This is a genomic window from Shewanella putrefaciens (assembly GCF_016406305.1).
GTDB lineage: Bacteria > Pseudomonadota > Gammaproteobacteria > Enterobacterales > Shewanellaceae > Shewanella > Shewanella putrefaciens_C.
The window spans coordinates 2,138,771-2,152,962 of record NZ_CP066369.1; the positions used below are offsets into that span (position 1 = coordinate 2,138,771).

Consider the following 14,192-nt stretch of genomic DNA (forward strand, 5'->3'; position numbering starts at 1 on the left):
TTGCTCCTTATTCCCAAAGCCTAGCAGCAAGTCCTGATGCCCTTTGGGTGATTTGGCTGCTGGCACGCTCGAAAACGGCTTGGGTGCCTAGGCAGGTAAAATGCGCTTTTGCGCGGGTGATGGCCGTGTAGACTAATTCCTTGGTAAGTAACTGCCACTGGGCTAGGCTGGGATGAGGTGGTAGGACTAAGGCTACCTGATTAAATTCACTGCCTTGGCTTTTATGCACTGTCATCGCATAGCAGGTTTCATGGCGCGGTAAGCGCGCGGGCAATACCTTCAGCTGGCTACCGTCGGCCTTAATAAAGTGGGCCATTAATCGCTCGGGTTTATCTTCGTCTTGTAAAATCAGCCCAATATCGCCGTTAAATAGCCCCAAGTTATAGTCGTTGCTTTGGATGATGATGGGTCTACCGAGGTAAAACTCCTGCTGTGGCTGGATAAGTTTCGCCTTGGCGAGGGCCAAAGTGACATAGCTATTGATCCCTTCGACCCCATAATTGCCCGAGCGCATGGCGCATAGAATACGATATTGATTAAAGGATTCGATAATATCAAAGGTGCTTGGGCGGGCGCCTTGGTTCAAAGGGGTAAGATAATTGCCATAGAGACTCACCGCTTGTTCAAGCAGCGCGTTGAGTCCGCTGTTGTTTTCAGGCTCACTGATTTTGGCCTGGGTCGCATTGACCTCCATCCCATGCTCTAACCAGTTAAGCTCGGCAAATCCCCGTTGCCAGACCGCTAGGATTCCCTGCAAATCGGAGCGATTGACCGCGCTGGCGAGTAGCCCAATTCCCGCATCGCCCTTAAATCTATGGCTATGCATTAACATGCACAGGCTGTCGCCAAGTTTGGGCGAGTCGCTGATATAGGAACTTAAATTGAAACCCGTTAAGCGGCTAAGCCGATTTGCCTGCTCCTTGGAATAGCGCATTTGCCAGGGAATGACCAGCTCGTCAAACTGTGTATCTTCACGTTTTAGCCCGGCACAAATATCGGCGAGTACGGCTCCGGCTTCGACGGAGGCGAGTTGGTCCTGATCCCCAAGCAAAATTAAACTGGCGTGTTCCGGTAGGGCGCTGAGCAGTTTATACATCATAGGCAAATCCACCATAGAGGCTTCATCGACAATCAAGAGGTCGAGCCTTAGGGGATTACCTGCGTGGTGGCGAAATTGGGCAGAATTGGGGATAACCCCCAGTAATCGATGCAGGGTTGAGGCTTCTTCGGGGATTTGATCTAGGGCCCTTAACAGTGCCTCGTTATCCTTTAAGTCCGCTGTGCTGGCCTTAGGCAAGGTGAGCAGTTCCTTGGCAAGGCGAGCCTTAGAGGCCTTAATGGATTCACTTAAACGGGCGGCCGCTTTACCCGTCGGCGCGACGAGGCGGATTTCCCTAAGCTTAAGCATTTGTTGCAATAACAACAGTTTAGTGACTGTGGTGGTTTTACCTGTGCCTGGGCCGCCGGTGATCACCGCCAGTTTTTTACCGAGCGCCGTTGCCGTGGCGACTTTTTGCCAGTCGATGGCTTTTTTTTCTTCAATACCGTCTTCAATACCGCCCTCAATCGCTGGGAACAGTTGATCTAGATACGGCCTTAGATTGCCGCTGGACTCCTGTTCATTTTCAAGGCTCGATTGCTGTGAGAGCCGCACTAATGCCGTCGCGACTTTGGTCTCAAACTGATAATAACGCTGTAGATACAACCTGCCATTATCGAGGATAAGTGGCTTATTACTGCCTGCATGACCAACCGCATCAAAGGTTTGCAATCTGTCGTTGAGCGCCTCTAGGCTGAGGGTGAGTTTACAATGGCTATATTGTTCGGCCAGGGGATTGAGCGGCACTAGATGAGCCAGCACAAGGCAACTGTGTTGGGAGGATAATTGCTGACTCAGTAGGGCGCACAGCAGGATAAACAGCGGATCCTGCTGATCCTTAGGGTGTAATTGCGCCATTTCGAGGGCAAAATGGCGATCAAGCGGTGTCAGCAGCCTTTCCAATTCCCAGCGTTTGAGCAGCTCCTCGATGGGCGCCGTCAGGTGCACAGCACCATAGTCAAGCCAGTTTTCGGCGGTTTTACCATGGGTGATAACCCTGTTTGAGGCTAGGTTTGGCCCAAGTGTGGTGTTCATGCTGTGACTCCTGCCGCTTTTAGGGTTAATGGACTGCGCTTAAACAAAGCATCAAGGGCTAAAATAAGCGCCTTAGGCGGCTTATCGTAATAGACGCCAAATCCCGGCTGCTGCGCCGACATTCCCCGTAAAAACAGATAGTAACAACCGCCAATATGCCTGTCGTAGTCGTAGTCTGGTAGACGCAAAGCGAGGTATCTGTGCAGAGCCAAGGAATAGAGAATGTACTGCAAATCGTAGCTGTGCTCGGCTATCGCCTGTTGCAGCGCCCCCTGATGGTAGGCTTGGAACGAGTCACCTAAATGATTGGATTTATAGTCAGCAATATAGAACTTGCCTTGATATTCAAAGGTTAAGTCGATAAACCCCTTTAGCATGCCTTCAAGTTCGTCAAACTTGAGGTTAGATCCGTAGCCATACTGCAGCAACAGAGTATTGAGCTCTGTATCCTTAAGCGCACTTAAGGGCAGGTAAAATTCCATCTCGACTAAGGTGTCCCGTGGGGCGAGCTTGGCAAGACAGAGTGGTGAAGCACTAGCATCCGATGGCACGGTTTCACTGGGGGGCCGTGCCAGCGGTGCATGCAATAGATCCAGATACCAGGCCTGCAGTACGGTTTGCCATTCTGGGGCAATAGCGTATTGCAGCATTGCCTTAGGTAAGTGTTGTGCTAAATCGATTTCAGCCTGTGTAAAATCAATAAGTTCTAACACTAAATGCATAAAACTACCCGCATTGGCACCGCGCTCGAAGTTAAAGCGGCTCAAGGCGAGGGGATCTTGCTCTGCAGTTTGAGGATCGCTGGCGATTTGCCCTAGTTGATTCAGTGTCGCGAGATCCAATGCCGCGCGACTTTGTTGACTGAGTTGACTGAGTTGACTGAGTTGACTTAGCTCAAGTGAGCCTAGGGCTTCATCATCGGCGCCGGGCTTGGCCTTACCTTGGCCAGTATTTTTGACTAAGCCGGAATAACTGCCGACCCGCCAGGGCGTGATATATTGGCGGGTGACGGTTTTAGCGCTTAAGACCTGGGCCTCATCTTGGCTTGAGGGCAGTGAGCTTAGGTCAATGCTCTCGGGCACTATGGCAAAATTGATTGCATCAAGGTCTTGAGTAAGATGCTGCACCGCTTGGCACAGGCGGCTAAAGTCGCAGTTGTCGTCATCAATGCCCAGCAGATAACCAATGGCCGTTTCATGTAACTGACTCTTGAGCCCGTTTTTAAGTTGGCGGCTGTGATTGGCAACCGATAAATAACAGAGGTAAACCGGGCGGGTGAGCGCCACATATAATAGGCGCAGATCTTCAGCTAAGGTCTCCTGCTTGGCCTGCTCCCAGCCTTCATCTGTACCCTCAATATCCCATACCAGTTCTTGCCCACCCTGGGCATTGGTTCTGTGGTAAAGCATGGGCGAAGGTCTGCGGCGATTGTCCCGCGCAAGGCTGACAAAGGGGATAAAACAGACGGGGTACTCAAGGCCCTTACTCTTATGGATAGTGACAATCTGTACTAGATTCTGCTCACTCTCTAGCCGCAATTGCTGTTCATCTGTGCCTGTATTATCAATCAGTTGCTGTTCATACCAATTGAGAAGGGCGCTTATGCCATCCAGCTCAGTGGATTTTTGCTGTAATAGCTCGGCGAGGTGACGAAAATCGGTTAAACGCCGCTCACCGTCTATGGTCTCGGCCTGGGTATCTTGCCCATCCTCGGTATGAGTGTTGCCCGTGGCTAATAGGCGTTCGATCAGATGAGTGCTATTGGCGAGGCTTAATAGGGCGGGCATGATGCCGCGTTTTTGCCACATTTGGTGCAGATTAAAAAACTGCTCTAATAGTTGCTGGCGCTGTTCTTCATCTTGATTAAATGCGTGAATTTGCTCTGCGCTATAGCCTAACAGTGCCGTTGCCAGCGCACTACGTAGGGCGCGCTCATCCTTAGGATCGGCCAATGAGCGCAGCACTAACACCATTTCCCGCGCCTCTAGGGTGTTAAACACGCTGTCACGGCTTAAAAACACCGCGCCAATTTGGCGTTTATTCAAGGCGGTTTTCATCACTGCCGCTTCGTTGCGGTCCCGCACTAGGATGGCGATGTCCTTAGCCACTAATGGCCCCTTAGGGGTGAGACACTCGCCATTGGCTGCATCGGTCAATAACCGAGTGATTTCTGCGGCCGCATCCTCCGCCAGTATTTGCCTGGCTAAGGTTTTATTGAGGCCATTTTCGGTTTCACTGAGCAGCCTTAATCTGAGGGATGCCGCGGTAGATATTTTCTCAGTTAAGACTTTGTTTTTGGCTGCACAGGGGGTTTTAACCGCCTCAAAGGGGATTGAATCACTGATAAAGGGATTAGGATGCTTGCTAAACAGATGATTCACCCCCGCGACCATATTAGCGCCCGAGCGATAGTTCGTGTCTAAGTGATAGTGCTCGGCCGTCGCCCTGCGGGCCTCGATATAGGTGTGAATATCGGCGCCGCGAAAGGCATAAATCGCCTGCTTAGGGTCGCCTATCATCAGTAGGCCAAGTGCCTTATCTGCCGATGGGGACTTATCCTGCAAAGCTTGAGGGTTATCTAACTGGTAAATCTTTGAAAAAATTGAAAATTGTAATGGATCTGTGTCCTGGAATTCATCGATAAGCGCCACCGGAAAGCGGCTCGCCACGGCCCTTGGTAACGTCTGATGGTTAGTGCGTAGCGCCGCCTCAAGGCTAGTCAGTAGATCATCGGGGGTGAGCACATTTTTTTGCTGCTTTTGCTTGGCAAAACGCGCGCTGATCCCCAGTTTGGCACTGCATAAAAACGCCGGTTTTATCTCGGCGATAAGGGTGGCGAGCTGTTCGATATGCGCCATTAAAGGCGCCTCTGCTGCGCTTGGGATCACGCCGCCCTTGTTGAGTTTTAGCTGTGATAGGGATAACGCCTCTAGGGCTTTTGGCGAGGGCAGTCCACGACCCGAGGCTAGCCAGTTGTCTAGGCTATCGAACATCTCGGCAAGTTTTGGGTACTGATCACTCGCCTTACCAAACCGGGTGCCGTTTAAGGGCAAGCTGTGGAGCAACTCGAGTAAGCCGTCGCGGCCACGGGGCCAGGCTAATTTAAAGCGCGCTAAACTTTGCTGCAGTGATTGGGCTAAGGTGGCAAATTTTGCCGTGGGTACGAGAGGCGTCGCTTGGCTTGCCCCGAGTAGCGGGCGCAACTGTTTAACTAAGTTATCGGGATCCGTAAATGCCTTGGCAATGATTTCCGCTAGGTCATCCGGCAATGGATAACAGGTTTCCCGCCAAAAATCCCGCACCGCATGGTGTAAAAATTCGCTGTCGTCTAAGGTAAAGTCCGACTCGAACAGGAGGGAAGACTCAAAGGCGAGATCCGCTAAAATCCGCTGACAAAAACCATGGATAGTAAAAATCGCCGCCTCATCGAGGGACTTTAATGCCAAATCGAAGCGCCTTAGGGCAATAGGCCGCTGCTCCTCTGGGGTATTCTGGTAAAGCGCTTCAACGAAGGGGTCGTCCACGCTTAGGCCTAAAAAACACTTAAAGGCGACTTGAATACGGCGACGAATACGATCCCTTAGCTCCTCGGTAGCGGCATTGGTAAAAGTAACGACTAGAATTTGCTCACAGGTGAGGGGATTGCCGCTGTCACCCGTTCCTGTGATATCACCTAGGAGTAATCGCAGGTATAGCCCTGAAATAGTGTAGGTTTTACCCGTTCCCGCACTGGCTTCGATCAGGCGACTGCCACTAAAGGGCAAAGTTAAGGGATTAAGGGTCTGTGGCTGTTTATGGGAGCCCAAGTCTATAGGTTGACTCATGCCTGTGCTCCTTCTTCACTGCTGGAATTGGTTACCGCTAAGTTCATGCCTTCGTTAAGGGCAAAGTCCTCTAGCTCTGCTAAGGTGCCCTTCTGATATAAGCTCACCATAGGTGCATAAATGCGCTGCGCCAGTGCCCCAAAGCGGGCTTGGGTAAAGTCCTTGGGGAACTGAAACAGCCTTTGGTAGTGCGGCTCTGTGCCTTCGCCGATTTCGCCCTGTTCATCTAACCATTCTGCTTCAGCTTCCTTCAATTTGTCCCCATGTTCACCCTCGGCTTGGGCGTAGGCGAGGGAGGTTCTGGGCATAAAACACAGGGGATGTTGCTGCCCCTCGAAGAATAATTGCAGTAAATCCCTCAACCGTGCGTGGGCCTGCTCGGGATGAATGGGGGACAGCGCATGGAAATGCCCCATATCGAGGAGGTAGCTCGCCTGGGTGTGGCCCATCGCCATCAAGCATAAATGGCGAATATACAGGCGCAGCAGATCGCGGCCATGGGCACTGCCGGGGCGGTAATTGACCAGCCCCTTAGGGCTAATATCGTCGATTCGGCCCTCGAGGAGGAGGGTGTGTATTTGGCCTAGGGGATAAATATCGGGCTCAAAGCTGAGTTTAATATCCCCATGGCGGCTCGGTACTTCCCCCTTAAGGAATAAGGTTCTGCCAATTAACGGTGAAATATCATGCTGATATTGGCGTAGCAAGAGTTCATCGAAGGGCCGCATGGGGAGATTGCCCTTGGCTTTAAGGCGTTCAATAAAATCGATATCGGCGGTTGTTATGCCTTGGCTAATGTTATGGTCCAGCAACTCGGCCTGTAGCTGGTAGCGTTCGAGGGCATCTAATCCAAAGGGTTCATCGTTATCATCCGCTTGAATACGAATACTTAAATCGACTTTCAGGCTGCGGTTAAAGAAATATTGCGCCGGATTTCGGAAAAAACGGATCAAGGCGGAGACATCTACATGGGCCATCTCCCCATGCCCCATGTCCGCAGCCTTGTCGGTATCGATAGGCAGATTTTCCAAACTGTGGATCTGGGTATCGGCATCAATAAAGTGCTGACGAGGCAACAGCTGATTGGGTGGACACCATTGTTTGCTGTAGCTTTGCTTGATGCCGGCGTCATTCGGATTTTCACTGCCCGCTTTAGGTGCGCGATACAGGCGAGGATCGAAGGGCTGCAACGGCTGGTGGCTGACAATGGCGCTGTGCAGGGCGGCTTCTGCGGCTTCAACCTTAGTGGTTTCAAGCTTAGTGCTTTCAAGCTCAGTGCTTTCAAGCTCAGGCAATAGGCTTTCAGGCAGATAGCAAAGCTGACAATACTCAATCAGCTCAGAGACTAACATAGAGGCTATTCGCTCTGAGTTGTCCCGCTCACTGCGGCCAATATAGCTGATATAGAGCTGCTCGCGGGCGGATAACAGGGCTTCTAAAAACAGATATCTATCATCGAGGCGGCGGGATCTATCGCCCTTACGCGCCCCAAAGTGGGCCATTAAATCAAAGCCCACAGGGTGAGTCACCCTAGGGTAAACACCGTCGTTCATTCCCAGTAAACACACTACCTTAAAGGGAATCGAGCGCATCGGCATTAAGGTGCAAAAATTCACGCTTCCGGCGAGGTAGCGTTGGCCAACGCGGGACTCGGTTAAGCGTTGATTAAACCATTGCTGCAATACCTCAATGCTCAGGGTGAGTGTATTGGCGATAGGCTGCCCCACTATTGCTCCTGACGACAGTGCTTCGAACGACAGTGCCTCTGGCGACTTGGCCTCTGACAACAGGGCCTCTGGTGACAGTGCGGTTGGGGCTGCACAGAGTAACTCTTGCTCTAATGCGGCGATGGCGTCGCGGATTTCCTGTAATTGCTCGCGCTCATCCTCATCTGTGTCGTAGAAGGCATCGAGCATCTGGCTCAACTCGGCTAAACGTGCCGTCCCCGTTTGGGGGCGTTCAAATTGCTGCGCTGTGTCATCGAGGACTTCGATAAAGTTGAGTAACTTGCCGAGTGCCTGGGCCGATTGACCTTCTACCCCAGAGACCACTAAGTTGTCCAGATAGAGGGGCGCATCGTCACTGAGGGCATATCCTAAGATTAACCGCCGGATCCCAAAGGCCCAGGAGTTTTGTTCGAAGGCCGGAACTCCTTGTTTAAGGCGACTGTGTTGATCCCGCCCCCAACGGACTCCGGCATCATCCAACCAGCGGCGGATCAGTTGCAACTCATCGTCATCGAGTCCAAAGCGGCGCAAAATGGCGGGCACTTCCAGTATGCTCAGAATATCGGTCAGGCCGAAGCGGCTCTGGTTTATGCCCAGTAAATTTAAAAAACTGTTGATCAGCGGTGATTCCTGGGCGGCGCCGCGGTCGGCAATGGCGTAGGGAATGTACTCTAACCCTTGTTTGGCAGCAAAAACGGCATCGATATAGGGGGCATAGGCGGCGACGTCGGGCAGCATCACTACTATGTCTTTAGGTAATAGCGGCGCTGTTGTTTGGTTCTGGCTTTGGTTTAGGCTATGGCTATGGCGGTCGAGTAGATCGAGCAAGTGATCGTGCAGGGTTTCGACCTCCCGCAGTGGGCTGTGGCAACTGATGATACGAATCGATTCATCGTCCTGCTTGAGGATGCGCCGGGCACTGGTGTTTTGATAAAGCGCGGTATCTGGGCCGAGCACCCTGTCTAGGGTCTGCATCTCTAAAATATCGTATTGCACCCCGTGGAGCATGCTGGCCCGACTCTGGGGATCATTCGGGTTATCACAGGGCTCACGATAAACATCATGGCCAAAATCACAGTGATCGCTAGGCAGTTCGAGCAGCATATCGAGCAACTCGCGGCCCATTTTGCCGTTATTGGCGAGCAGCGGATTACCCACCTCAAGCTTGTCTTCCCATTGCTCGGCCAATTGCCGTTTCCCAGCATATTGCACCGCCATACGGGCGCGGTGACGGGGATCGACTATATCCCCCCAATAGTGCTGACAGGGGCTGAGCCCGAGGATGACAACATCGATGCGGCCTGCCAAATGATAAAGCACTTCAAGGGTTTGTGGCGCCATTGAAGAAATACCAAACACAAATAAGCGTTGGGGTAACTTGGCAAGGGAAGTCGTGGGGTCCTCAAGTTTAGCAATCAAGTCAGCGTGCAGATTGGCCCTGTGGTAATGGCTTTGCTGAAGTTCATCCCGGTTAAAGGCCACAAGGGCGCGCCATAACAGCGGCTGCCATGCCTGTTCTTCATTGAGTCGTATGCCTTCGGGCTGGGTATTTTGCTCCCACGCTAACATCCAGTCGGGACGGTAGACTAAATATTGGTCAAAGATATCGGCGATACGGCCACAGAGCTGGTAGAGCTTGATCTGATCTAAGGGATCATCGGCTTGGGTGTGTGTTTCAGTGTTGGGCTGCGTTAATTCAGGGGAACTTGGGGCTAAATAATGTCTTAAAGGCCCAAAGGCTTCATCGGCTAATTGCCGTGGCAGCAATTGCATTAGTTTCCAGGTCATTGCCGCCTTGGTAAAAGCATTATCCTTGGGCACATTGGGCAATAGCTCGTGGCAGAGCTGCCAGGTAAAGCTGGAGGGCAAAGGGAATTCCAGTGCTGCGGCGACCCCATTCTGCTTGGCTATTTCTAGGCGCAGCCAAGTTGACATGCCGGGGCTTTGCACCAAAATATGCTCGCTTTGCAGTAGGCGTGCACTTGGTACGCGCTGGCGAAGGTAGGCGGCTAAATGGGCGCAGAGCACTTCCATTTGATTGGACTGGATTAACTTTAACATGTTCAACCCGTGATCTTGTGTCACTCAAAGGGTGACAATAGTGATGAATGTGTGCTTAACAGCAATTCTATGTGTTTGATTTATAAGATTCAACAAGCCTTAGCCCCTAGGCTGAATTAAGCGCTTATTTTAAGTGCTTATTGGGGCGCATCAGCAGCAAGTGAAGTGCGGTCGCTTTGGCTTTAAATTGTGCCAATTGCTGCTGGTAAACCTGTGCCGGTAAGTCCTGGTATTTAAGGGCGACGTAACTCTCGGTTAACTCGCTAAACAGGGCGCACAACTTTGGTGCTTTATGCCGATAGTCGGCTAGGATTTGCGCGGCGAAGTGGTTGGGGCCTTGGTTTGGGCTGCGGCGGATCCCGTGTTTCGCTAGGCGTTTACAAATACCTTGGTAACGCTCGCTGATGGGATCTTGCCCCTGTTTAACCCGGAATAACCCCACACTGTAGGCAATGTACAGTCCAATCAAGCCGATACATAGGCTCATAAAGACGGCGACCTTAGTCTTAGTGACATCTCCGAGCAGATTTCTCAATACCTTATTTTGCCGTTCTTGGTTAAAGCCAAGCACCCATAGGCTCCAGTAATAATCTATGCTGGCAAACCTTTGTCTTAGCTCATTAAGCCAAGGGAGCGCCTTTAAGCGCAGGGGGCTAAATGGGCTTTCTTGTAGGTAACTTTGCTCTGGATCAAACTGGGCATCAAAACCCAATTCGATACGATTGGGAGCCACCATGGCGGTGGGGTCAAACCGCACCCAACCTTCGCCCTCTAGCCAAATTTCTGCCCATGCATGGGCCATATATTGGTACACGCTTAAATATCCCGCCTGGGGATTGTATTCTCCGCCTTGATAACCTGTGACCATGCGCGCGGGTAATCCGGTTGCCCGCGCCATAAAAATCAAGGCCGAGGCATAGTGCACACAGAAGCCGGCTTTATTTTCAAACAAAAAATCATCTATCTGTTGCGGCCCTAGTGGTGGCGGAGTGAGGGTATAGAAATATGGTTGGCTATTGAAATAGCGCATCATGGCCCAAAGGCGCTGCTTAGGGGCGGGATATTGGCTGTTAAATTGCTTGGCGAGGGCCAAGGTGCGGGGGTTACTGTCATCGGGCAGCTTAAGGTTGATAGCCCTTTGTGTGTTTGAGAGCTGAAGATCCATGGGGGCGCTGGGCCAGGACTCCACTCGATAGCTGATACGTTGATCGACATTCCGTAGGGAGTAGAGGCGATAATCGGGCAGGTTGACTATGCCGTCATCCTGACTGTAGGCCAGATCTAAGCCAAATAACCAGGGTTGGTGGCTAGGCTCGGCAATCACTTGATAGCGATAAATCTTTGTTTGCGGGTTTGCTGAAGCCTGTGGCGAGGCGGTATTGGTTAGCTTGGGCTCCTGCGCCAATGTTGATTCTGCTAAGGTGAATAGCTTGGCAGGATTGGGCCGGGAAGGGGGTAAAAGAAAAGCATCCTGCTGCAGTTTTTTGATGCCGATTTCCTGGCGCCAAGTGAGGCCATCATAATCTTCCAGTACTAGAGCTCGCCAGTAGAGCTCGGCATTAGGCGGACTGTTGCCTTGAGAATTGTTGGTTTGAGAATTGGTCCCTTGAAAGCTGGCCCGAAAGGCTAATTCAGTGGAACGGGTCAGCTTAGTAATGTCCCCCACAGACACTGTATCGGATAATCCGGTTTGCGTCTCTTTTATATTGGGCACCAACCACAGGGGGGCAAAGCGCGGCAGGACTAAAAATAATAATAATGCTAGGGGCGCACTCTGCAACAGTAATTTGCCACTCATCCATGCCGTATGTTGCCATGACTGCTTGGTTTGATACAGGGTCACCAGTACGCAGGTGTTGATCACTGTGACCCCCAGCAAATGCACAGTGTTGAGCATAGATTGGTGATCGATAAAGCTTAATGCGATCAAAAAGTAGCCCACAATGACGACGGCGCGCACATCTCTTAAGCTTCGCATCTCAATGTATTTTAAGGCATAACCTAAAATAAGCAGATTGACTAAGGCATTCAGTAACCCGATTTCCCCAGAAACCAAGGCGAGGGTGATTGCTGCGCCAATGGCGAGGCTAGTGACTAAAAACCGCGGAGGTTTAGCAACTTTCCCCACATAAATGCCGATGCGCCACACAAGGCAGATGGCGCAGATCCCCAGTGTCCAAGGCGTAGTTTTATCAAACAAGGGGCTCAATACCGCCAGATTGGTTAATAGCAACCAAAAGAGGGTTTGGCGGCTGATATTCTCTCCGGTCTGTGGCGAGCCTAGGTTGCTCGATAGCGCCATCTTCTTGGTGAACATCTTCTTGCTGAACATTAGCGCGTATCCTCCACCGTGGGGATATCTCGTCTCTGACCAAAATTTTTCAAAGTAGGCTGGATGGTGCGGTCAGCTTGTTTGAATAGGGCATCGACCTGGGGGTAGAGGGCTAATGCCTTTTGGCAGGCCACTCTATGGCTGTTGCCTATGGCGGGGGCGAGGATAATGTCTTCCCCCTCTGGCGTGTGCAACAAAAGGCCAAAATGCTGCTCGAGTTGCGACAGTTTGTTGACCTGCCAGCTTAGCTGGCTCAATTGGGATTCGAGCCGTTTGGGATCGGGCCTTAATCTTAACCAAACGGGATCGCCCTGTGGCTGCTCAAACTCCTTAGTCAAAAAGCCGCGTCCCTGTGCCCATTGTTTCCACGCCACTTGCTTTAAGGATTCGCCGAGCACATAGGGTTTGAGCCCTTTAAATTCATCTATACCGGCCACGTGTTTCCCCGCAAATTCGGGGAGGATGTCTTCGGGCTGGTTATCTGTCGCCTCGAGGTGAACCGGCGCTTCTATGGGCGCGGCATACACTAAGTGCTGGGTATCGAGATCGATATGGGACCAAGCCCGGCACAGTCCGAGGGGATAGAAAGATTCAATCTTAAGTCGCCCGGGGTTGAGTTTACCGCGCTTCCCATGTTCGAAGGGAACTAGGGCCTGAACTTCGTCCGCGCCGACCTGTTTAATAATAAAGCTAAGATTTTGTGGGTAGCTCAAATTCACGTTATGGCTCATGTGATTAGAACTGAGTAACACGGGAAAGGTGATGGTTTCCCCCGCATAGACTTCAGGCGGCGTGACGGCCCGTAAATGCAGCCCTGCGAGATTTTTATAGCTGTAGAGGATCCCCGTATTAAACAGGCTTAAGAGCAAAATACTTAAGCCAATCACTAAATTATTCTGATAGTTGGTGCCAAACAAATACAAGAGCAACACCAGTGCAAGCCAAATTAGGCCAAAGCCGCTGGGCAGAATAAAGATACTGCGGTGACTGAGGGTGATCTCAGGGCTCGGTGGTAAACGCCGTGCGAGCCAGCGCTGCCATATTGGCGCAATCACTCGTTTCACTCTGGTTCACCATCTGGCTTCACCATCTTAGTTTCCTCCGATGATTTGCGATTGCTACAAAATGGGATTGACGCTGGCGAGGATCCGCTCCGAAATCGCTTCTCCCTGCAGTTGGCTACTGGTTCTGAGCCTATGTTCGGCGACGGCGCAAAACACCGCCTGCACATCTTCGGGGACCAGATAATGTCTGCCCTCTAAAAAGGCCCAGGCCTTAGCGGCTTGTAAGAGCGCCTTAGTCGCTCGGGGGGACAGGCCGACACTTTCGGCTTGAGTGCGGGAAAAACTCACTAGGGCCAAAATATAATTCAGCAGGGCATCGGAGGCGCTGATCCTGTCGCATTCCTCCTGCAGTTGCATCAATGCCATAGGCGTTAAACATTGGGGCAATTGATCGAGTGTGAGGTGGGAATGATGATGTTTAAGCATGGCAAATTCAGCATCGTGGCTGGGATAACCGATGGAAAGCCGCATCATAAAGCGATCTAATTGGGATTCTGGCAGGGGAAACGTGCCCGATTGATCCGTGGGGTTTTGCGTTGCGATCACAAAAAAGGGATTCGGCAGCCTGTGGGTGATGCCATCGACGGAGATCTGTTGTTCGGCCATCGCTTCGAGTAAGGCACTTTGGGTTTTAGGGCTGGCGCGGTTGATCTCATCGGCTAAGATCATCTGTTTAAATATCGGCCCAGGGTGAAATACAAATTGCGCTTGATGCTTATCAAAAATCGAGACCCCGAGAATATCGGCGGGTAACATGTCGCTGGTAAATTGCACCCTTTGATAGCTTAAACCTAAGCTTTGGGCGATGGCGTGGGACAGGCTGGTCTTGCCCATACCGGGCAAGTCTTCAATCAACAGATGGCCGCGGGCGAGGATACAGGCCAAAGCCAAACGGATCTGCCGAGGTTTACCCAGCAAGACTTGCTCAAGTTGTTGTAATAGTTCGCTGATCCCAGTTTGTGCCACGGAGGACTCCTTGTGTCGTTAGCTTTATGACTATCACATTAGCACTATCACATTAGCACTATCACTCTCATTAAATAACTGTTC

6 protein-coding genes are annotated in these 14,192 nt (G+C 51.5%); all 6 read right to left on the reverse strand.

Annotated features, from left to right (window positions below; translation table 11 throughout):
• Positions 1–7 precede the first annotated feature (7 nt).
• The 6 genes from recD to JFT56_RS09300 all read right to left on the reverse strand — a co-directional run bounded on the left by recD (position 8) and on the right by JFT56_RS09300 (position 14,108).
• Positions 8–2,134, reverse strand: a complete 2,127-nt coding sequence (gene recD, locus JFT56_RS09275; protein WP_198783334.1) for an exodeoxyribonuclease V subunit alpha — start codon at positions 2,132–2,134, stop codon at positions 8–10.
• Entirely contained in the window at positions 2,131–5,958 is a 3,828-nt protein-coding gene (gene recB / locus JFT56_RS09280; RefSeq protein ID WP_198783335.1) for an exodeoxyribonuclease V subunit beta, read from the reverse strand. Before recB ends, recD begins: the two co-directional genes overlap by 4 nt.
• The gene (gene recC, locus JFT56_RS09285; RefSeq protein ID WP_198783336.1) at positions 5,955–9,746 is read right to left on the reverse strand and encodes an exodeoxyribonuclease V subunit gamma; all 3,792 of its coding nucleotides are present in this window, start codon (positions 9,744–9,746) and stop codon (positions 5,955–5,957) included. The genes recB and recC overlap by 4 nt, the downstream gene beginning before the upstream one ends.
• A gap of 124 nt (positions 9,747–9,870) precedes the next feature.
• Positions 9,871–12,078, reverse strand: coding sequence for a transglutaminase TgpA family protein (locus JFT56_RS09290; protein ID WP_420136019.1), 2,208 nt, complete (start codon positions 12,076–12,078; stop codon positions 9,871–9,873).
• Positions 12,078–13,142, reverse strand: coding sequence for a DUF58 domain-containing protein (locus tag JFT56_RS09295; protein ID WP_198783337.1), 1,065 nt, complete (start codon positions 13,140–13,142; stop codon positions 12,078–12,080). The genes JFT56_RS09290 and JFT56_RS09295 overlap by 1 nt, the downstream gene beginning before the upstream one ends.
• A gap of 54 nt (positions 13,143–13,196) precedes the next feature.
• Positions 13,197–14,108: an AAA family ATPase gene (locus JFT56_RS09300; protein WP_198783338.1), complete on the reverse strand. Its 912-nt coding sequence runs from the start codon at positions 14,106–14,108 to the stop codon at positions 13,197–13,199.
• Positions 14,109–14,192: the final 84 nt, after the last annotated feature.

Bases quoted from the DNA above. Each gene is read 5' to 3' on its own strand.
- recC (WP_198783336.1), bottom strand. From the start codon at position 9,746: ATGTTAAAGTTAATCCAGTCCAATCAAATGGAAGTGCTCTGCGCCCAT.
- recB (WP_198783335.1), bottom strand. From the start codon at position 5,958: ATGAGTCAACCTATAGACTTGGGCTCCCATAAACAGCCACAGACCCTT.
- JFT56_RS09290 (WP_420136019.1), bottom strand. From the start codon at position 12,078: ATGTTCAGCAAGAAGATGTTCACCAAGAAGATGGCGCTATCGAGCAAC.
- recD (WP_198783334.1), bottom strand. From the start codon at position 2,134: ATGAACACCACACTTGGGCCAAACCTAGCCTCAAACAGGGTTATCACC.